Annotated in this window: 19 protein-coding genes; 9 read left to right on the top strand and 10 right to left on the bottom strand. The window is 66.9% G+C overall.

Annotation, left to right across the window (positions count from 1 at the left end; all coding sequences use genetic code 11):
- Positions 1 to 25: 25 nt before the first annotated feature.
- The gene (locus tag BCEP18194_RS14495) at positions 26 to 553 is read right to left on the bottom strand and encodes a DedA family protein (protein WP_011352030.1); all 528 of its coding nucleotides are present in this window, start codon (positions 551 to 553) and stop codon (positions 26 to 28) included.
- Between the two features lie 284 nt (positions 554 to 837).
- On the opposite strand from BCEP18194_RS14495, the gene BCEP18194_RS14490 reads away from it, so the two are divergent.
- From BCEP18194_RS14490 to BCEP18194_RS14480, 3 genes are all read left to right on the top strand, one after another.
- Complete coding sequence (locus BCEP18194_RS14490; RefSeq protein ID WP_011352029.1) at positions 838 to 1503, top strand: response regulator transcription factor; 666 nt, start codon at positions 838 to 840, stop codon at positions 1501 to 1503.
- On the top strand, positions 1500 to 2885 hold the full coding sequence (locus BCEP18194_RS14485; protein WP_011352028.1) for an ATP-binding protein: 1386 nt from the start codon (positions 1500 to 1502) through the stop codon (positions 2883 to 2885). The genes BCEP18194_RS14490 and BCEP18194_RS14485 overlap by 4 nt, the downstream gene beginning before the upstream one ends.
- Positions 2886 to 2960: 75 nt before the next feature.
- Positions 2961 to 3677, top strand: coding sequence for a GNAT family N-acetyltransferase (locus tag BCEP18194_RS14480; RefSeq protein ID WP_011352027.1), 717 nt, complete (start codon positions 2961 to 2963; stop codon positions 3675 to 3677).
- Positions 3678 to 3725: 48 nt separating this feature from the next.
- Here BCEP18194_RS14480 and BCEP18194_RS14475 read toward each other — a convergent pair whose 3' ends face one another.
- The 3 genes from BCEP18194_RS14475 to BCEP18194_RS14470 form a co-directional block, all read right to left on the bottom strand.
- Positions 3726 to 4181 carry a MarR family winged helix-turn-helix transcriptional regulator gene (locus BCEP18194_RS14475; protein ID WP_011352026.1) on the bottom strand — a complete coding sequence of 152 codons (456 nt, stop codon included), beginning with the start codon at positions 4179 to 4181 and terminating at the stop codon, positions 3726 to 3728.
- A gap of 102 nt (positions 4182 to 4283) precedes the next feature.
- Positions 4284 to 4412 carry a hypothetical protein gene (locus BCEP18194_RS42250; RefSeq protein WP_278644945.1) on the bottom strand — a complete coding sequence of 43 codons (129 nt, stop codon included), beginning with the start codon at positions 4410 to 4412 and terminating at the stop codon, positions 4284 to 4286.
- On the bottom strand, positions 4409 to 4780 hold the full coding sequence (locus BCEP18194_RS14470) for a GFA family protein (RefSeq protein ID WP_011352025.1): 372 nt from the start codon (positions 4778 to 4780) through the stop codon (positions 4409 to 4411). The genes BCEP18194_RS42250 and BCEP18194_RS14470 overlap by 4 nt, the downstream gene beginning before the upstream one ends.
- 389 nt (positions 4781 to 5169) lie before the next feature.
- Here BCEP18194_RS14470 and BCEP18194_RS14465 point away from each other — a divergent pair, with 389 nt between their 5' ends.
- Complete coding sequence (locus tag BCEP18194_RS14465) at positions 5170 to 6102, top strand: alpha/beta hydrolase (RefSeq protein ID WP_244272889.1); 933 nt, start codon at positions 5170 to 5172, stop codon at positions 6100 to 6102.
- A gap of 451 nt (positions 6103 to 6553) precedes the next feature.
- On the opposite strand, the gene BCEP18194_RS14460 is transcribed toward BCEP18194_RS14465, so the two are convergent.
- The 3 genes from BCEP18194_RS14460 to BCEP18194_RS14450 form a co-directional block, all read right to left on the bottom strand.
- A complete protein-coding gene (locus tag BCEP18194_RS14460; RefSeq protein WP_011352022.1) occupies positions 6554 to 7654 on the bottom strand; it encodes an NAD(P)H-dependent flavin oxidoreductase in 1101 nt (366 codons plus the stop codon).
- A 260-nt stretch (positions 7655 to 7914) separates the two neighbouring features.
- Entirely contained in the window at positions 7915 to 9171 is a 1257-nt protein-coding gene (locus tag BCEP18194_RS14455; protein ID WP_011352021.1) for an MFS transporter, read from the bottom strand.
- A 278-nt stretch (positions 9172 to 9449) separates the two neighbouring features.
- Entirely contained in the window at positions 9450 to 10376 is a 927-nt protein-coding gene (locus BCEP18194_RS14450; RefSeq protein WP_011352020.1) for a LysR family transcriptional regulator, read from the bottom strand.
- 194 nt (positions 10377 to 10570) lie between these two features.
- Here BCEP18194_RS14450 and BCEP18194_RS14445 point away from each other — a divergent pair, with 194 nt between their 5' ends.
- Entirely contained in the window at positions 10571 to 11254 is a 684-nt protein-coding gene (locus tag BCEP18194_RS14445; RefSeq protein WP_244272887.1) for a 5-formyltetrahydrofolate cyclo-ligase, read from the top strand.
- Positions 11255 to 11552: 298 nt separating this feature from the next.
- On the top strand, positions 11553 to 12185 hold the full coding sequence (locus BCEP18194_RS14440; protein ID WP_011352018.1) for a hypothetical protein: 633 nt from the start codon (positions 11553 to 11555) through the stop codon (positions 12183 to 12185).
- A gap of 82 nt (positions 12186 to 12267) precedes the next feature.
- Here BCEP18194_RS14440 and BCEP18194_RS14435 read toward each other — a convergent pair whose 3' ends face one another.
- The 3 genes from BCEP18194_RS14435 to BCEP18194_RS41175 form a co-directional block, all read right to left on the bottom strand.
- On the bottom strand, positions 12268 to 13401 hold the full coding sequence (locus tag BCEP18194_RS14435; RefSeq protein ID WP_011352017.1) for an AAA family ATPase: 1134 nt from the start codon (positions 13399 to 13401) through the stop codon (positions 12268 to 12270).
- Between the two features lie 41 nt (positions 13402 to 13442).
- On the bottom strand, positions 13443 to 14312 hold the full coding sequence (locus BCEP18194_RS14430; RefSeq protein WP_011352016.1) for an RNA ligase family protein: 870 nt from the start codon (positions 14310 to 14312) through the stop codon (positions 13443 to 13445).
- A 507-nt stretch (positions 14313 to 14819) separates the two neighbouring features.
- On the bottom strand, positions 14820 to 15029 hold the full coding sequence (locus BCEP18194_RS41175; RefSeq protein WP_157687172.1) for a hypothetical protein: 210 nt from the start codon (positions 15027 to 15029) through the stop codon (positions 14820 to 14822).
- Between the two features lie 15 nt (positions 15030 to 15044).
- Between BCEP18194_RS41175 and BCEP18194_RS14425 the strand changes: the two genes are divergently transcribed.
- The 3 genes from BCEP18194_RS14425 to BCEP18194_RS14415 all read left to right on the top strand — a co-directional run bounded on the left by BCEP18194_RS14425 (position 15045) and on the right by BCEP18194_RS14415 (position 18646).
- Positions 15045 to 16193 carry an RNA ligase RtcB family protein gene (locus tag BCEP18194_RS14425; protein WP_011352015.1) on the top strand — a complete coding sequence of 383 codons (1149 nt, stop codon included), beginning with the start codon at positions 15045 to 15047 and terminating at the stop codon, positions 16191 to 16193.
- Positions 16187 to 16801, top strand: a complete 615-nt coding sequence (prfH, locus tag BCEP18194_RS14420; RefSeq protein WP_011352014.1) for a peptide chain release factor H — start codon at positions 16187 to 16189, stop codon at positions 16799 to 16801. The genes BCEP18194_RS14425 and prfH overlap by 7 nt, the downstream gene beginning before the upstream one ends.
- Before the next feature lie 381 nt (positions 16802 to 17182).
- The gene (locus BCEP18194_RS14415) at positions 17183 to 18646 is read left to right on the top strand and encodes an MFS transporter (RefSeq protein WP_011352013.1); all 1464 of its coding nucleotides are present in this window, start codon (positions 17183 to 17185) and stop codon (positions 18644 to 18646) included.
- The last annotated feature ends 57 nt before the right edge of the window (positions 18647 to 18703 follow it).

The raw sequence follows: 18703 nt of genomic DNA, 5'->3' as shown, positions 1-18703 counted from the left end.
ATCGATCGGTCAACGACGTGTCGGGCTAGGCGGCTGCCTGCGCGGCCAGATAGCCGGCCGTGATGAACAGCGTGTTCCACAGCGCGATGCCGGCCGCGGCGCCCGATGCGAATCGCGCGAAACTCGTTTCCAGCAAGCCGGCGAGCGCCGGTGCGACGAGCCGGACGAACGGCACCAGTTGCGACCAGAGCGCGAGCCGCGCGGGCCGCGCACGGATGCCGTCGATCAGCGCGTCCATCCTCGCGGGCTGCAGCCTGCCCAGCGGCGCGACGCGGCGCAGCAGGGCCAGCACGCTGTCTTCCGGCCACAGGTTGCCGAGCGCGTAATGCAGCAGGCAGCCCGCGAAGCTGCCGAGCGCCGTCACGACGATCGCTTCCGGCAGTGTCCATGCGCCTTGCGCGCTGGCGACACCGATCATCGTGAGCAGCACGTGGGACGGCAGCACGGGGATCAGCCGCTCGATCAGCGACAGGCCGACGAGGCAGGCGATGCTGTTGGCGCCGGCCAGGCTGAGCGCGAGGCCGAACGGGACGAGCGTGGTGAGCGGGTTCATTGCACAGATCCCGCGCGGCTGGCGCACAACGTGCAAAACGCGCGCGGCCTTCCGTGCCAGAATCGCCTGCACCAGGACGGCGCGAAGGTGGAGCCTCGTGCCGCATTGCATTGCAGCAACGGAATTGAAGGACGTGACACGGTCATCGCGAGCCTCTCGAGAAAACGCCAGATGCATTGCTCCGGCAATGCGGCGAATGGCCCGCATCGTGGCCCCCGGGCTTTAAGAAGTTTTTAATCGCGGTCGGTCAGATTGGCGACCTCGACATTCGAGGAGCGAAACCGATGCATATCCTGCTGGTAGAAGACGATGTCATGCTGGCCGACGCCGTTTGCGCGGGCCTCAGGCAGAACGGCTGGCGCGCGGACTGGTCGGCCGACGTGCCGGCCGCGCGGCTCGCGCTCGTCGGCCACGGCTACGACGCGGTGCTGCTCGACCTGCAACTGCCGGGTGCGTCCGGTTTCACGCTGCTCGCCGCGATGCGTGCGAACTACGACCCGACGCCGGTATTGATCGTGACCGCACGCGATCAGTTGAGCGACCGGATCCGCGGCCTCGACGCAGGCGCCGACGACTATCTCGTGAAGCCGTTCCAGCTCGACGAACTCTACGCACGGTTGCGCGCGCTGACGCGCCGCAGCCAGGGCCGCGTGTCGGAACGCCTGATCTACCGCGACGTGCACGTCGATCCGGCTCGCAAGGAAGTCACGCGTGCCGGCGAACCCGTTGCGCTCAGCATTCACGAGTACCGCACGCTGCTCGCGTTGATGGAGCGGCAAGGCCGCGTCGTCACGCGCACGCAGCTCGAAGAGCGCGTGTACGGCAACGACAGCGCAATCGAAAGCAACACGATCGCGGTGTACATCCATCAACTTCGGCGCAAGCTCGGCGACGAACTGATCGTGACGGTGCATGGCTTCGGCTATCGCGTCGGGGAGAGCCCGGCATGAAGTCGCTACGCGTGCGCCTGCTCGCGACCGTGATGGCGGCGGTCGTCGTGTTCTGGGCGAGCTGGGGGGCGTTTCTCGGTATCGGCCTGTGGCGTGAACAGCGCGGCTGGCGCGACGGCATGCTTGAAAGTGCCGCGCAACTGCTGCTCTTGTCGCTGCCCGATGCGATCGATCGCCTGCCCGCCGCGAACGCCCAGGCGGTGGTGTCGAACACCGCGTATGGCAAATACGACGTCGCGTTCCAGGTCTGGGTCGATGGCCGCAACGTGATGCACAGCGCGGATGCGCCGGGGCCGGCACTCAAGGCCGACCTGCAGGACGGATACGGGGTGAGCACCGGGCGCGGCGTCGCGCACGACGAGACCTGGCGGGTGTACTCGCTGTCGGATCCGGCGGGCCGGATTCACGTTCAGACGGGCGGGCCGGCCACGACCTGGCAGGAGAAGGCGAACAATGCGCTGCAACTCGGCCTGTTCAATACGGCGGTGATGCTCGGGATGCTGGGCGTCGTGATCTGGTGGGTGATCCGCTGGTCGTTCGGGCCGGTGCGCGACGTCCAGCATGCGATCCAGCGCAAGGCCGCGTTCGATTTCTCGCCGTTGCCGCTGGTGACGCTGCCGCGCGAACTCCGCCCGCTCGTCGAATCGTTCAATCGCTTGCTCGCACGGTTGAGTCAGGCCGTCGACACCGAGCGTCGTTTCATCGGCGATGCGGCGCACGAGTTGCGCACGCCGCTCGCGGCGTTGTCGGCCCAGGCGGAAGTGGCATTGCAGGCGGACAGTCTGGCGGACAAGAACGACGCATTGCGTCGGCTGGCAACGGGCGTCGAGCGCAGCGCGCGGCTATCCGGGCAATTGCTCGAACTGGCGCGGCTGGATGCCGGATCGCGTGCCGACCAGCATGGGCCGGTCGACCTGTCGCGGCTCGTTGCACTGATCGCGAGCGACTTCGACGCGGCCGCCCATGCGCGCCGGCAGACGATGCGGATCGCGGTCGAACCGGTGCGCGTCTGGGGTGACCTGGACGAGATTGCGATCGCGGTGCGCAACCTGATCGACAACGCGCTGCGTTACGGCCGTGACGGCGGGCGGGTCGAGATCACGTGCGACAGCCCTGCCGATGCGGACGGCGGGCGGGTCAGGCTGCGGATCGCGGACGACGGGCCCGGTGTGCCGCTCGGCGAGCGCGAGCGGATCTTCGAACGCTTTTACCGGGTGCCGGGGACGGTACAGCCGGGCAGCGGCATCGGCCTGTCGCTCGTTGCACGGATCGCCGAGTCGCACGGCGGGTCGGTCGAGGTGGCGGCCGGTATCGAGGGAAACGGGCTGGCGGTGATCCTGTCGTTCCCGATCTGGGTGGATCCGGCGCGCTGGCAGCGTTAGTGTGCTGCGCCGCGCCCTGCCCGACCGATCCCGGTCTATGCTGTGCGATCGAAACCGTCAATCGAGGAGCAGCCGATGTCCGATGCAACGACCGGAAACGCGCCAGGCAGTGCGCACCCGCTCGACCATGTGGTGTGGAACGCGCTGGCGGGCAGGCAGCGCCGCTTTGCGCTCGGCAACGACCGCGCATGGCGATTTCCGGCAGCGATCGCGCCGTTCGCCGCGATCGAGGACACGAGCGCGGCATCGTTCGACGCGTTGCGCGCACTGATCGCCGCCCACGGGCCGGCGGCACTGGTCACGACGGAAGAGATCGAGCCGTTGGCGGGATTGTCGGTGATCCGGCGCGCGAACCTGTTGCAGATGGTCTGGCAACGCGCGCTCGACCCGGCGCCTGAACCCGGCTACGTCACGCTCGCCGAAGCCGACGTGCCGGAGATGCTCGCGCTGACCACGGCCGCGCAGCCCGGCCCGTTCGGCCCGCGCACGTTCGAGCTCGGCCATTACATCGGCATCCGCAGCGAAGGCAGGCTGGCCGCGATGGCCGGCGAGCGGATGCAGGTCGACGGGTATACGGAGATCAGCGCGGTGTGCGTGGATGCCGCGTTCCGGCGGCAAGGGCTGGCGGCACGTCTGATGCGGTCGTTGATTGCGGAGATCGATGCGCGTTCGGATACGCCTTTCCTGCACGTCCTCACGTCGAACCAGGTGGCGATCGAGCGCTATCTCGCATTGGGCTTTGTCGTCCGCCGCGAGATGCACCTGCTGGTGCTGGGCGACGAGCACGCATGACGACGCGGCCGGAACGCTGCACGTGCCGGCCGTCGGTGGTCCGGGTATTTATTCGTCGGTCGACTGGATCAGGTTGCCGCGCAGCGTGACGATCGCCTTCTGCATCTTCGCGAATTCGTCCGGCTTCAACCCGGTGGCTTCGACCAGATTCATGTCGAGCCCCTTCTCGCGCACGCGGCGGCCGCTCTTCGTCAGGCTGACGAGCACCTGGCGTTCGTCCGACGGATCGCGGTGCCGCTCCAGGTAGCCCATCGCCTCGAGCTTCTTCAGGATCGGCGTCAACGTATTGGATTCGAGGAACAGCTTCTCGCCGAGCTGGCCGACCGTCTGGTTGTCCTGCTCCCACAGCGCGATGATCGTGATGTATTGCGTATATGTGAGGCCGAGCTCTTCGAGGATCGGCTTGTAGGCCTTGCCGAACGCGAGGTTCGTCGAGTAGATCGCAAAGCACAGGAACTCGGACAGTTTCGGTGCGGCGGCGGATGGGGCTTCGGTCGGTTTCATGAACGTCCTCCAGCGACGCGAACGGCCGCAGTTGGACGCATTATATATCGCATACGATCTTATCGGAAGCATGATAATCGTTCTCGATGAACCGGTGCGCCGTCAGCCAGCCCTGCGGCGCTTGCCGGTCTGCACGCGGCTGACCGACAGCAGCGAGCATTGCACTGGATGCGCTATTTCGGTCGCGAGCCCGCCTGCGGCAAACAGCAGGATCATCAGCCAGCGTTTCATGCGTCCTCCACGACCGAGAGGCTCGCGCCGTCGGCGACCGTTGCATCGAGCGCATACGGATCGACGCCATCGAGGCAGCCGAGATTGACGCGCCAGCAGGCCGGGTCTTTGCGCGTCTGATGGAACGGATAGATGCCGCAATGGCTGCAAAAATAGTGACGGGCCGTGCGCGTGTTGAATTGGTAGCACGTCAGCGCGCCCTCGCCTTCGACGATCTTCAGTTCGCTGGCGGCGAACATCGGGCTCATCAATGCGCCGCGCCGGCGGCACAGGCTGCAGTTGCAGCGCACCGCCGGCGTCACGGCAGTTCGGACTTCGAATTTGACGGCCCCGCAATGGCAGGACCCTTTGAACCAGGTTGCAGACATGGTGCACTCCAGAAGAGGTCATGCCTGCTTTATAGCGGACGCCCGAACGTGCGTTGTATCGCGTTGTATCCGCGGTTCGTGCAGATACAGAACATTGCAAATCGGCGGCGGGCGGCGGCGATCGAGTGCGCAATCGTAAGCGCGCGATTTGGCACACCTCATGAGCATGCATGCTCTACGGCAACGGAGTCGCCGTGCACCGGCGCACCGATCGTCGACGACGAATCGTGCCACCCCGACCGCTCGAATGGATCGCCTCCACACGAACGCGCTTTTTTTGGCAAACTTCGCTTTTTCGGTGAAGGGCACGAGCCATGCGACGTCCACGCTTTCCGAACGAATCGATCGTTGCTTCGTTGACACAGGCAAAACGGGGCGTGGAGTCTGGCGTGAAGCACTTCCTGCCTGCGGGCATCGTCGCGATATGCATGATCGGCCAGGTCGACGCCATTGCAGGGCCGGCAACGACGGCGGCTCATCCGGCGTACTGGCAGCGAGGCAACGGCCAACCCTACGAAGTCGCGGACACCGAAGTCCGCGACGTGCCGGACCCGGCTTCCGGCCGCGACTATCAGGTATTCGTCGCCCTGCCGCCGTCGTACGGCAGCCAGCCGCAGCACCGTTACCCCGTCCTCTACGTGACGGATGCCGACTATGCGTTCCCCCTCGTCAAGCAGATTGCCCGCCGTCTCAACGGCGAAGGGCCGGTTGTCGAGGAGTTCATCCTCGTCGGCCTGTCGTATGCGCGCGGCGAAAGCGGCGTGCAGAGCCGGCGGCGCGACTACACGCCCACCCCGGCAGGCTCGCCCGACGCACCGGCCGATGCGGTCCACGGCCAGGCCGGCGCCTATCAGGCGTATCTGCGCAACCAGGTTCTGCCGTTCATCGCGAAGCACTACCGGACCGATGAAAGCCGGCGGCTCTTTCTCGGCCATTCGTACGGCGGCCTGCTCGGCATGAGGATCCTGCTGACCGAGCCGGGCCTGTTCTCCGGTTATCTCATCGGCAGTCCGTCGCTGTGGTACGACCATCACACGATGTCACGTGTCGAGGCTACCTACGCGGCAAGCCACCGCGACCTGCCGGCGCGTGTGTTCATGTATGTCGGGGAGTACGAGGAAGTCCGGAAGGGCGACCCGCGTTTTGCGAGGACCTACAACATGGTTAGCGATACGCGGAACATGAAAAAGGCACTGCGATCCCGGCAATTCCCGTCGCTCCGGCTGCGCGTCGACGTACTCGACGACGAGAATCACCTGACGGTCGCACCGCGCGGTTTCACGCACGGCCTCGAATATCTGCTGCCCGCCTCGGCGCGATAGCGGCCCCCGGACACCCCGCGCCGAATCCGGCGCGCGCAGTCACCGATTGCATTCGCGCTGGCCAGCACGGTCCGCTCGTTGCCGAACACGCACACGGCGTACGACTGGCAACCGCTGACGTAACGCCGGTCGTACAGGTTCGTGACGTTCAGCGAGAAGCGCCCGGACGGTATCCCGATGAGCCTGCTTGTCACGACGGCACGATTGCCTGCTCAAACTGGGGTTTCGCGCAACGCGTGACAGGCGCTGTCGGCGCTACCACGGTGTGGGGCGGGAGTCGACACTGGTCTTCGCAACACCGTGGCCGGTGACAACTTTGATTCGCAACGTGCAACCTCATGAATTTGCGACGGTTTCGGCCTTCATCGCCGGCGCGAGGCGGCGAAGTGACATTTTTACTTCGCAAACGGTGACGACTTCACTACGGGCCCGCCGCTCGTGAATCGTACGATCAATCCAGCACGTGCTGCATCCGTTCGATCGCGGCCCGCGTTTCGCGTTCGAGCGTGGCGAACAGCTCGGCCGCCGGCAGCGACCGCACGAGCGGCGCCGCCTGCCCGGCCCACTGCGCACCGTAGCCGAATTCACCCTTCGCTTTCGCGGCCGCATGTAGTGCCTTGCCGGCATCGTATGCGATCGGGTACGCGGGCGTGGCCGGCGCGTGCGGGTCGTCGCCGAGCGCGGTCAGGCGATTCGCGATGCCGCGTGCGATCCGGCCCGAGATCGCGGCCGTGAACGTCGTGCGGCGTGCCGCGTCGCCAAGCAGCGCGCGGCGATAGCCGTCGTCGATCGCCGTCTCCGGGCACGCGACGAACGCGGTGCCGAGCTGGGCGGCCTGCGCGCCGAGCGCGAGCGCGGCGGCGATCCCCTCGCCGTCCATGATGCCGCCGGCGGCGATCACCGGCAGCGCGCATTCGCGCACGATCAGGCGCGTGAGCGCGAACGTGCCGAGACGATCGTCATGCGCGGTCGAATCGAACACGCCGCGGTGCCCGCCCGCTTCGATGCCCTGCGCGACGATCGCGTCGATGCCGGCGGCGGCGATCTGGCGGGCTTCGTCGAGATTCGTCGCGGCCGCGAACAGCGTGACACCCGCGCGCTTCAGCGCGGCGATCACGTCCGCGGACGGCAGCCCGAAATGAAAGCTGACGACGGCCGGCTTTTCTTCCACGAGCAGCGCCTGCATGGCTTCGTCCGCGATGAAGCTCGTATAGATCTCCGACAGCGATGCGGGCGGCGTCGCGCCGTATTCGCGGAACGCCGGTGCAAGCCACTCGAGCCACGTGTGTTCGACGGCTGCGTCGGCGTGTGCCGGCTGGTGGCAGAACACGTTGATGTTGAACGGCCGGTCGGTGAGCGCGCGCGTGTCGCGGATCATCTTGCGGGCGCCGTCGGCGTTCGTCGCGCCCACGCCGAGCGAGCCGAGCCCGCCCGCATTCGACACGGCGGCCGCCAGCGCCGGCGTGCTGACGCCGGCCATCGGCGCCTGGACGATCGGTGCGCGCACGCCGAGTGTGCGCAATAGCGTCCGGTTGTCGGTCGATTGGTTCATGTCGCTTGTCTCCTGCAAGATCCGTCATCGAAATGCGTCGGCCGGATGCGGGCCGGCGCGCGTGCGTCGGGTTCGGCTCGGTGCGCGTGCGTCGTGCTGGATGCGCAACCGGTCACGTGAGAGTCATGTCGAAAACGACGGGTAGCCATGTGGCGCGGCGGTGTCTGCAACTGTCGCGCCGGTGTGTGTCGTCGCCGCTGCCCGGCGCGACACCGCATCTGCGCCCATCCTACGCCAGCCCGCGATCCGCCGGCCAGCCGCTATCGGCCGCGTGCCCAGTGCGCGAGCCCCGCGCAAACCGCCAGCAGCGCACCGGTCACGAAGAACACCGAATGCAGCCCGAGCGCGACGCCGATCTGTCCGCCGATCACCGGGCCGATCACCTGTCCGCTGAACTGCGCGGACTGCAGGTAGCCGAGCATCTGCCCGGTCGCGCGCTCGTCGACCGATTGCCGCACGAGCTTGCCGATCGACGGCAGCAACCCCGCGAGCGTCATGCCCATCAACCCGCGCAGCGCGGCAAGCTGCCACCAGTGCGTGACGAACGCCTGCGGCACCATCGCGAGCGCGGTCAGCAACAGGCAGCCGATGATCACGTTCCAGCTGCCGATCCGGTCGGCCAGTGCGCCGAGCCGTGCGGCGGTCAGCATGCTGCCGAATGCCGAACATGCCATCACGACGCCGGCGATGCGCGCGAGGTGGTCGCCGCCCACGCCGAGGCCGCCGATATACACGGTGATGATCGGCTCGATCGACATGTTCGCGAGCAGCACCATCATCGCCGTCACCAGCAGTGCGGCAACCGCCGCGCGATTCGTGCGGTGCGGCGTGCCGGCCGCGGCGCTCGAGGTGCGCGTTCTCGCATCGGTGCCCGCGTGGAAGTCTTCCTTCACGACGAAGATCGTCAACAGCGCGGCGACGGCGATCATCGCGCCACCGGCAAAGAACGTGCCGCGAATGCCGAGCCAGTCCGGCAGCAACCCGCCGACGAGCGGCCCGACCAGGTTGCCCGCAAGCGCACCGGTCGACAGGATGCCGAGCGCCCAGCCCGCGCGCTCGCGCGGTGCCTGCGTGCCGACCATTACAGTCGACGCCGACGCGTAGCCGCCGACGAGCCCGGCAAGCAGCCGCAGCGCGACGAGTTCGACCACGTTGTGCGCGACGCCGATCAGCGACATCACGATCGCCATGCCGATCGCTGCGCGCACGAGCATCGGCTTGCGACCGAAGCGGTCCGCGAGGCGGCCCCACAGCGGCGCGGTAACGGCCGTGCCGAGAAACGTCGCGCCGAACGCGATGCCCGACCACTGGATCACGGCCGACTGTGCATCGACGCCGAGTTGTCGCACGTACAGCGGCAGGAACGGCAGCAGCATGCTCAGGCTGACGAGCGTCGTGAACGAGCCGAACACGCACACGGCGAGATTGCGCCGCCAGTAGCGCGTGTTGCGTTCGGCGTAGCTGGCGACGGGCCGTTCGGCCAGTGCCGCAGCGGGGGCATGCGAGATCGTGCTCATTGCGCGCTCCCTGTCGCGGTCAGCGGTGCGGGAAGCCCCGGCGTGACGAAGATTGCCGATGACGGCACACATGCGAAACGGGCAATGCCGATGCCGGACACCACGCGGTGCGTCAGTCCGAACGCACGGGCGCGAGGCTGGACGGAAAGCGCTTGATGCATGTTGACCTCCATTCGCTGAACGGGCGACACGTGCGTCCGTTGGTTGAAGGAAGTCTAGATTGAGGCGATTGCCGAGTGAATCCCCGTCACGCGAAAGCCATTCTTCCGCATCGCGGTTCAATCGCCGTCGGTCACGGCCGCCAGCTGCGCGAAGTGCTCGCGCAGGCGCGGTGCAGCGAAATCGACGAAGGCGCGCACCTTCGGCACCGAAAGGCGTCCGTAAGGCGTGACGAGATGGATCGGCAGCGGCGCGTGTTCGCTGTCGCGCAGCACGATCCGCAGCGCGCCGCTCCGCACCGGTTCTGCGACGTGATAGGAAAAGAGCCGCGTGACGCCGTGGCCTGCGACGGCCGATGCGACCGCGCCGCGGATCGTGTTGATGATGAAGCGCGGCGCGAACTGGACGACCTGCGGCAGTGCCGATGGCGCGGACGGCGGAAAGCTCCACGAATCGAGGCCGAAATGCGTCATCGAGATGATCCGGTGCTGCGCGAGATCGGCCGGCGTCTCGATCGCCGGATGCTTCGCCAGGTAATCGGGCGACGCCACGACGACCCGCCGCACCGCGCCGACCGGAATCGCGACGAGCGTCGAATCGGTCAGGTGCGCAATGCGCAGCGCGACGTCCATTCCTTCGTCGATCAGGCTGACGGGGCGGTCGAGCAACTGCAGGCGGATCGACACGGCCGGATGGCGTTCGATGAATTCGTCGAGGAGCGCGCGCAGCACGTCTTCGCCGGCGGCGACCGGTGCCGTGACCGTCAACAGGCCGCGCGGCGCCGACCGCTCGTCGGCGACCAGCATGTCGGCTTCCTCGAGATCGGACAGGATGCGCCGGCACGCGGCCGCATAGCGTTCGCCGGCTTCGCTCAGCCGGATCGTCCGGGTCGTGCGGTACAGCAGCGCGGTGCCCGTGTGTTCTTCAAGGAACGCGATCGCTCGGCTGACGGCCGCCGGCGACCGGCCGAGCTTCCGGCCCGCGCCCGCGAGGCTGCCCTCGTCCAGCGTGGCGACGAACACCTTCATCGCATCGATTCGATCCATGGCGTGTCAGCGGGCGCGAGCGGTCGTGTAGTGGGCGGTGGGCAAGCGAGCGTGCAGTCTACCGCACGCGGGTGCGGCGCCTGGCCGAGGACGTTGCGCCGCCGGCTTTGGTCCTACAATGCGCGAACTAAGAAACCGCGCGAACGGCCGTCGCGTCATGACGTACATCGAACGTCGTGTCCGACATTCAAGCGGTGCCGCCGAACAACGAACAGAACAGCACGGCATTCATGAAAAGAAGAACGTTTCTCGCGCTGCCAGCGATGGTGGCGTCCGGCATGCTGACTGGCTGCAGCGATACCGTCCGCGTGACGCCGAGCGCGATGCGCGTCACCGGCTATCGCGACACGTTGTCTGCATTTCTGGTGACTGCGGACGGGAAAAGGCTCGTCGTACTCGGCAAGCAGTGCCACTACGTTTTCGATCTGCCGCGTGCCTTTGCCGCGGCGCTCGCGGCACCCGGCCACGCGAGCCCGAACATCCATTTCGTGGCTTTCGAGACTGACCGAGGCCTGACCACCGCAGACTACTGGTTGCGGCTTTCTCGCGACGACGCACCGCCTGGCTCCGCGCTTCGCGAACGCGCGCTCGCCACCGGTTTTCGGGCCCAGGGTGACGCGCTGGAGACGGCCGGCACGATCGTCGGCATGAGCTTTCAACCGAACGACGTCACGTCGTCGTCGATTCCGCAGGTGTCCGGGCATCCGTACGACGTCGAGATCAGGGAGCGGTCGGTGGTGTTCGGCCAGGTCCGGTTTCCGCGCTCGCCGGTCAGGATGACGGCCGATGGCAGGGTGAGTCTGGCCGGCGCCCCGCTGACGTCGATCGCGGTCACGGCATTCGTCGTCGTCGCGAAGTCGAATCGGCGGGCGCCGTGACGTTTCCTGCCCGCAACGCGTGGTGTCGAACACGTTCATTGCGTTGCATCGATTCGATCCGTCGCCTGATCGGAACGGGCGCGAGCGGCCGCGGGACTGGCGGCCTGCAAGCGCGCGAGCAGTCTGTCGCACCCGGGCGCGGTGCTTTGCCCGGAGGATACGGCGCAAACCGTTTTAGCCCTACAATGCGCAAGCGAAGAAACCACATGATCGGCCGTCAGGGTGCCGCGTTCATCGAACGCAGCGTCCGACATTCAAGTGGTTCCGCTGAATAACGAACAACATCCAACCAGCACACATGAAAAGAAGAACATTTCTCGCGCTGCCCGCCGTGGCAGCGTCCGGCATGCTTGCCGGCTGCTCCAATTTCGGTCCCGTCACCAAGGCGTGGATGGAGGATTCGGAATACGACGAAACCTTGTCGACGTTCCTGATTACCGCAGACGGCAAGCAACTCGTCGTGCTCGGCAAGAAGTATCACTACATCTTCGAGATGCCGCCGAGCCTTGCGACTGTGCTCAATGCCCCCTATCGCCCGAAGATCCACACGGCGTTCAACGATTTCGAGGCGCACGGCGACGCGATCACCGGTCAATACACGATGAGGCTGGACTACTCGGACGCACCGACCGGCTCCGACGTGCGCGAGCGTGCGCTCGCGGACGGTTTCAAGAAGGACGGTGCCTACCTCGAGTCGGAAGGCAAGATCAGCGGCAAGCGCTATCTGCCGAACGACGTCACGCCTTCGTCGGTTCCGCAGGCGTTCAATCGTCCGTACCATGTCAAGGTGACGGACAAGCTGACGGCTGTCGGCCGCGGCGCCAAGCTGGCGTTGTCGCCGATCGCAATGGCGGCCGATGGCGCGTTGGGCCTGCTCGGCCTCGCCCTGTTCCCGATCGCGCTCACCACATTCATCATCGTGGCGAGTTGAGGCGGAATCGGCGCTGAAATGAAGCGAGCCGGTACGCCGCGATGCGTTGCGGCGTACCGGCTCGTGTCGTGACGTTGTCGCATCAGACTTCGTACCGCACCGCGTGCGCTTCGGTCGGCAGCGGCAGATCCCAACGCAGCAGCATCGCCTCGAGCGCGCGATTCGTCAGCGACGTGTCGCGCCGCGCATTGCGACGCAACAGTTCGGCACGCGGCTGTTCGAGGTAGACGAGCGTCACGTCGGCGTTGTACGCAAACAGCAGGTCGAGCGTCTTCTTGCGCATCAGCGGCGACAGGTTCGTCGCATTCCACACGAACGGCTTCTGCGCGCGCAACAGCGCCTTCGCGGCGTCGACCGCATGGTGCGCGACGGCGCCCTCGTTCTGCCCATGACGCAGACCCAATGCATCGCGTGCATCGTCGAACGACACGACCGGCAGATCCGGATGATGTCGTGCGACCCACGTGTTCTTGCCTGACGCGGGCAAGCCCGACATCACGACGACCTGCGAGCCCGGCGTACGGAACAGCGGATAGTCGGGATGCACGTCCGCGCCGCGGAAGTAGCTGAGCGCGGTGTGCGCGTCGGCGAACGCACGCGGCTGGCCGTAGCAGCCCTCTTCCCTCGCCAGTTCACGCAACAGTTCAATGTTGTCGAGCACGCGCTGCGTGTCGTCGCAGATGCGCCCGCGAATGTCGGCTTCGGCAAGCAGGCACAGCAGCGGCAGGCTGACCTGCCACGACAGCTCGCGCGCGATGAACTCGGGCGTGCCGCGGCGCGACCCGCTCATCGCGAAGAACGGCACCTGGTGCACCGCGATCATCCGGCAGATCGCCTCGCGCACCGCGAACGGCACGCCGGCATCCCACAGTGCGATCCGCGCATCGATTGCGCCCTTGCGCGAGTGGCCGGGATGGCCGATCGCGCCGGTAACGGGATCGACGACGGTCGTGCTGTGCTTCGCGATGTCGTGCAGCAGCGCGGCCAGGAACACGATCTCCTGGTCGGCACGCGACGCAGCCTGGTATTCGGGCAGTGCCAGCAGCGCATCGATCACCATCATCGTATGCGTCCACACGTCACCTTCGCCGTGATGCGCCGGCTCCTGCTGTGTCGCTTTTGCGTATTCGAGCGCAGGAAACGCCGCGAGACACGCGCGATAGTCCGGCTGTAGGCCGGGTGCAGGCACGAGCGCCTGCAATTGTTCGTACTTCATGATCAAGACTCCTCTCGAAACGGCGCTCGACCGTTCCGCATTCATTTGTTCGGGTGTGCGGCGGGGCGCGATGTCCACGTGACCGTCGGGCGTGGTGCATACAGGTCGACATCCGGCGCGAGCAGGTTCGGGATGAACGGCTGCTCCGAGTGATGGCGCGCCGGTTCGAGAATGGCCTGCACGAAATCGTGGCGCACCCACTTCAGGCGCGCGGTCGTCGTGTCGTCCGTCTCGACCTTCACGTAGAGCCCTTCGGAGCGCTCCGACTTGTCGCACTGCTGCCATGCACGCGCGAGGTCGAGCCCCTGCCGCCGCACCGTTTCCTCGAACGCGCGACGCCAGTCCGGCGTCTTCGCGAGCGACGGGCCGAGCAGCGCATTCAGGTCGGCCAGCCGCGGCGGTGCGATGCCTTCGTACAGCACGGGCACCGACAGCACCGGCCCGTCGGCGAGCAGCGCGCGACGCGCGGGTGTCGACAGGAAACGACCCGTTGCACGGTCGAACACGTCGAACTCGAAGAAGTGATGCGGCAGCGCGTCGTAGAACACCGCGTGCTTCTTGCTCATCGTCTCGCCGTACATCACGTAGCGATCGCCGAGGCGGTCGAGCAGCCAGCCCGCATGGGCAGCGGCCCAGGTCTTGACGAAACTGAACTGCCGCTCGCGGCCGCCGCCGGCCAGGTAGTGGCCGCGCGACTGCAGCAGCAGTTCGCCCGCCGGGCTGAAGCTGATGCCCGTGTTCGCGCCGTCGAGCTTTTCCTCGACGACGAGATGGGCGCCCGCGAGGGTGCGATAAGGAACGTGGTCGTGACCTTCGTCGCCGTCCTGCAGGCGCGAGCCTTCGAGGTGCGGCGTGCGCGGGTAGCGAGCGAGGTCGAGCGATTGCGCGTAGGCGCGAAAATCCAGCGTCATGGTCTTTCTCCGGAAACAACAGAAAAAGCCGACGACGTGAACGAACGATGGGGGTGCGTTGCGGTGTCAGTGCGTGTCCGGGCGCGGCCCTGCGATCACTGTTCCGGTGCCGCGAGGCAGACGGAAACGGGCAGGACGACACGCGGCCGGGACGGCAGTCGTCGGCGTATCAGGCGAAGGGACGAATGTTTGCGGGCACTTGGATCACCGATTCGATGAGGGTTCAGGGATGAAGCAGGCGGATGCTACGAAACGGCTTTTGCGCTGTCAAGCGTGGTTGGGGGCAGCCGTTGCGGTGGTCTGCGTGCGTCGAATGCCTGCTGCGGCGTGCCGTGCGCGTCATCGACACGGGAATGATCCGGATTCCTATGTGTGTGTTTTTCGCCACATCGAACGATGGTTCGATGCGCAACGCCACGCTACCCGCTTGCTGCGCCTGTCGCGTGCATGCTAGAGTCGCCGCCATTCCGATCAACCCCTCACTCGCAAGGAGAAAAAATCATGACGTCACGCCAACACTCCTCCCGTCGCGGGTCGTAGTTCGGGTTTTTCGCGTCCGTTCGTTTCATCGTTCACGCCAAGCAGCACCACGCATCGCCATCTCGGCGATGAGCCGGGTCGTCCCGATCCGGTCGTGCCGCCCTCTTCCCGACTTCCGATGTCGGGCAGCGCATGGTTGCGCTGCCTGCGCCATGGCCCGCCGTTCACTTCTTTCATCGAACGGAATCCTCCATGGGCAATTCCATGCAATACCTGGGCGAGCGCATCACGTTGTGCGCTTGCGCCACCACCTGGATCGAAGGTGAGGCCATCCGGCAGCTCGAACACGCTGCCACCCTCCCCGGCATGCGGCGCGTCGCCGGCATGCCCGATCTTCACCCCGGACGCGGCTACCCGGTTGGCGCCGCGTTCTTCTCGACGGGCCAGCTGTATCCGGCATTGATCGGCGGCGATATCGGCTGCGGGATGGCGTTGTGGCAAACCGCGCTCGATGCGCGGCGCGTCAGCGCGTCGAAGCTCGCAAGCCGGCTCGGCTCGATCGATGCCACGCCCGATGCGAGCTGGCAGCCGCTCATCGCGGCCGCCGGATTCGCGGATCACGCGTACGCGGCATCGCTCGGCACGATCGGCAGCGGCAATCATTTCGCGGAAGCGCAGCGGATCGACGCGGTGTACGACACCGATGCCGTCGCGGCGCTCGGCCTCGATCCCGATCGCCTGCTGCTGCTCGTGCATAGCGGGTCGCGCGGCTTCGGCCAGTCGATCCTGGAGCAGCACATGCGCGAGCACGGCTACAACGGCCTCGACGATACGGATGCCGCCTGCACGGCGTACCTCGCGCGTCACGATGCGGCGCTGCGCTACGCGATTGCGAATCGCGACCTGATCGCGCGGCGCATGCTGGCGCGCTGGCGCACCGATGGCCGGTGCGTGCTCGACGTGAACCACAACCTGGTGAGCCGCGCGACCGTCGACGGCGAGCCGGGCTGGCTGCATCGCAAAGGTGCGACGCCGGCCGACGCGGGGCCGGTCGTCATTCCCGGGTCGCGCGGCGACTACAGCTACCTCGTCGCGCCGGTGCGGCCCGATGATGCGGCCAGCCTGGCGTCGCTGGCGCACGGTGCGGGCCGCAAGTGGGCACGCGGCGATTGCAAGGGGCGCCTCGAACGGCGCTTCACGCCGTCGCAGCTCACGCGCACGCCGCTCGGCAGCCACGTGATCTGCGAAGACCGCGAACTGCTGTACGAGGAAGCGCCACAGGCCTACAAGCCGATCGACAGCGTCGTCGACGCGCTCGAGGCGGCCGGCCTGCTGCGCAAGCTGGCTCGGCTCGCGCCGGTGCTGACCTACAAGACGTCCGGGGAGGCTGGCCGATGCTGATGCAGATTTCTTCGGCGCACGGCCCGCTCGAATGCCAGCTGGCCGCGGCCAATGCGTTGCGGCGCCTGCAGGCGGAAGCCGATGCGCAGCGTGTCGTCGTCACGGTGCTCGATGCGGAGCCGGGCGAACGGCCCGGTACGCTGCGCTCGGCGCTGCTCGATCTCGACGGCGCCGGCGCGCAGGCGCTCGCGGACCGCTGGACCGGCACGCTGCAATGGATTTGCGCGAGCCCGTACCGGTTGCGCCATCCGCGCAAGAACTGGTTCATCGGCGTCACGCGCTGTGCCGACGCGCAGCCGCTGCCGGATGGCGACGTGCGGTTCGAAGCGATGCGCGCACGCGGGCCGGGCGGCCAGCACGTGAACAAGACGAGCTCTGCGATTCGTGCGACCCATGTCGCGACCGGCCTGTCGGTGCGCGTGGAAAGCGAGCGCAGCCAGCACGCGAACAAGCGCCTGGCGCTGCAGTTGCTGCAGGTTCGACTGCAGCAGGAAGCCGACCGTCACGCATCGGATGCGCGCCGGCAGCGGCGGATGCAGCACTTTGCGCTGGAGCGCGGCAACCCCGTGCGCGTGTTTCACGGGGCGGCGTTCGTGCCGGCTGATTGAGCACGAACGCGCGGCCGCCGGCGGTGGTTGCGCCGGCGGTCACGCAAGCGGCCTCATGGTTTTCCCGGCCTGCCGGTTGCGCAATCGCGCAACCGGTTCCGGTGCAGGATCGCGCGCCAGGCACGCCGCACGGGCCTGCCGCGCGCCTGCCTGCCGCCGCCTGTTCCGCACCCTTTCTGCACAGGAAAGGACGCTTGAGACATCCGCAATTATCACGTGCCGCGGATTCGCCCACCATGGGTCGGACGATCGGTACAGCCCGCCTATCCGGCCCTTTCACGGCCCTGCGGTGCCTGCCGCCACGTCGTGCGACCGGATGCATCGCGCCGGTCGCGAACGGCCGGGCCTTGCGCCACGGCGTATCGATAATCAGGAGACACGATGAACAGCCATTCCCTCGATCTCGGCGGCAACGCGGGCGGACCCGCGTCCGCACGACCGCCGGCCGCTGCCGCCGGCGTCGACGCCGATGCGTCGGCCCTCCCCGCCCGCCGCGTCACGCTCGGCGATTTCATGGACGACCTGCCCGTCGGCGCGTTGCACCGGTTCGTCGTCTGGGTGATCGGCATCGGGCTGTTCTTCGACATGTACGAGATCTTCCTCGTCAGCACGATCGGTTCCGCGTTGCAGAACGAATACGGGCTGAGCCGGCAGAGCACCGATTTCAAGCTGCTGCTCGCATCGGCATTCATCGGCATGTTCGTCGGCGCGATGTGCCTCGGCAGCCTCGCCGACCGCATCGGCCGGCGCAAGGCGTTCCTGCTGACGCTCACGTGGTACAGCGCGTTCTCGCTGGTCGGTGCGTTTTCGGTGAATGCCGACATGCTCGTCGCATGCCGGTTCCTGACCGGCATCGGCGTCGGCGCGATCTATCCGGTTGCCGACAGCTTCCTGTCCGAGATCCTGCCGAAGGAAAAGCGCGGCAGGCTCGCTGCGTGGGCCTATACGACTTCCTATGTCGCGGTGCCGCTCGTCGGGTTCCTCGCGCTGTGGCTGAACCCGCTGCATGTGGGTGGCGTGGCCGGCTGGCGCATCATCCTCGCGATCGGCAGCCTCGGCGCCGTGTACGTGATGCTCGTCCAGCACCGTTTGCCGGAGAGCCCGCGCTGGCTGCTCGCACAAGGGCGCACCGCTGACGCGCATGCGGCACTGCGGCGCTTCGCGGAAGGCACCGGCGTGCGCGTGCCCGAGCAGTTCGCGGAACCGGTCGAGCCGCAACGGCCGCTCGGGCTCGGCGAGCGTATCGCACTGCTGCGGCGCGAACCGTACGGCGCGCGCTACCTGATGCTCGCGATCTTTCACCTGTTCCAGGGCTTCGGCTATTACGGCTTCGGCACGCTGGCCGGCACGGTCGTGAAGAGCCGCGGCTTCGACGTGACGGACAGCACGCTGTTCATCGCGCTGTCGTTCATCGGCTATCCGGTCGGCTCGCTGCTGTCGATTCCGCTGCTCAACCGGATCGAGCGGCGCACGCTCGTGATCGTGTCGATCCTGTCGATCGCCGTGTTCGGGCTGTGCTTCGCGTATTCGGGCAATACCGTGCTGATCGTCGGCTTCGGGTTCCTCACGACCTGCGCGTCGAACGTGTTCAGCAACGCGTATCACGTGTATCAGGCGGAGATTTTCCCGGCGCGTGTGCGTTCGACGGCGATCGGCAGTACCTATGCGCTGTCGCGCATCGTCAGCGGCGTGCTGCCGTTCGTGTTGTTGCCGGTACTTGCCAGTTATGGCGCGGGTGCGATGTTCGGGGTGATCTCGGTCGCGCTGGGTATCGTCGCGGTCACGTTGCGCGTGCTCGGGCCGCTGACTACGCGGCGCAGCCAGGATGAGATCAATCCGGTTTGAGCGGTTGCTGATGAGGGGGCGCGGGGTCGCGTTTCCTCATCATTATTGAGCGGTCAT

The organism is Burkholderia lata, assembly GCF_000012945.1.
In the GTDB taxonomy this organism is placed as follows: domain Bacteria; phylum Pseudomonadota; class Gammaproteobacteria; order Burkholderiales; family Burkholderiaceae; genus Burkholderia; species Burkholderia lata.
Note: the sequence above shows the minus strand (reverse complement) of the source record. Positions and strands in the feature narration are given on the sequence as shown.

Excerpts from the sequence above, each read along its gene's own strand:
- BCEP18194_RS14495 (WP_011352030.1), bottom strand. The coding sequence starts at position 553 with ATGAACCCGCTCACCACGCTCGTCCCGTTCGGCCTCGCGCTCAGCCTG.
- BCEP18194_RS14490 (WP_011352029.1), top strand. The coding sequence starts at position 838 with ATGCATATCCTGCTGGTAGAAGACGATGTCATGCTGGCCGACGCCGTT.
- BCEP18194_RS14485 (WP_011352028.1), top strand. The coding sequence starts at position 1,500 with ATGAAGTCGCTACGCGTGCGCCTGCTCGCGACCGTGATGGCGGCGGTC.
- BCEP18194_RS14480 (WP_011352027.1), top strand. The coding sequence starts at position 2,961 with ATGTCCGATGCAACGACCGGAAACGCGCCAGGCAGTGCGCACCCGCTC.
- BCEP18194_RS14475 (WP_011352026.1), bottom strand. The coding sequence starts at position 4,181 with ATGAAACCGACCGAAGCCCCATCCGCCGCCGCACCGAAACTGTCCGAG.
- BCEP18194_RS42250 (WP_278644945.1), bottom strand. The coding sequence starts at position 4,412 with ATGAAACGCTGGCTGATGATCCTGCTGTTTGCCGCAGGCGGGCTCGCG.
- BCEP18194_RS14470 (WP_011352025.1), bottom strand. The coding sequence starts at position 4,780 with ATGTCTGCAACCTGGTTCAAAGGGTCCTGCCATTGCGGGGCCGTCAAA.
- BCEP18194_RS14460 (WP_011352022.1), bottom strand. The coding sequence starts at position 7,654 with ATGAACCAATCGACCGACAACCGGACGCTATTGCGCACACTCGGCGTG.
- BCEP18194_RS14455 (WP_011352021.1), bottom strand. The coding sequence starts at position 9,171 with ATGAGCACGATCTCGCATGCCCCCGCTGCGGCACTGGCCGAACGGCCC.
- BCEP18194_RS14450 (WP_011352020.1), bottom strand. The coding sequence starts at position 10,376 with ATGGATCGAATCGATGCGATGAAGGTGTTCGTCGCCACGCTGGACGAG.
- BCEP18194_RS14440 (WP_011352018.1), top strand. The coding sequence starts at position 11,553 with ATGAAAAGAAGAACATTTCTCGCGCTGCCCGCCGTGGCAGCGTCCGGC.
- BCEP18194_RS14435 (WP_011352017.1), bottom strand. The coding sequence starts at position 13,401 with ATGAAGTACGAACAATTGCAGGCGCTCGTGCCTGCACCCGGCCTACAG.
- BCEP18194_RS14430 (WP_011352016.1), bottom strand. The coding sequence starts at position 14,312 with ATGACGCTGGATTTTCGCGCCTACGCGCAATCGCTCGACCTCGCTCGC.
- BCEP18194_RS41175 (WP_157687172.1), bottom strand. The coding sequence starts at position 15,029 with ATGAAAGAAGTGAACGGCGGGCCATGGCGCAGGCAGCGCAACCATGCG.
- BCEP18194_RS14425 (WP_011352015.1), top strand. The coding sequence starts at position 15,045 with ATGGGCAATTCCATGCAATACCTGGGCGAGCGCATCACGTTGTGCGCT.
- prfH (WP_011352014.1), top strand. The coding sequence starts at position 16,187 with ATGCTGATGCAGATTTCTTCGGCGCACGGCCCGCTCGAATGCCAGCTG.
- BCEP18194_RS14415 (WP_011352013.1), top strand. The coding sequence starts at position 17,183 with ATGAACAGCCATTCCCTCGATCTCGGCGGCAACGCGGGCGGACCCGCG.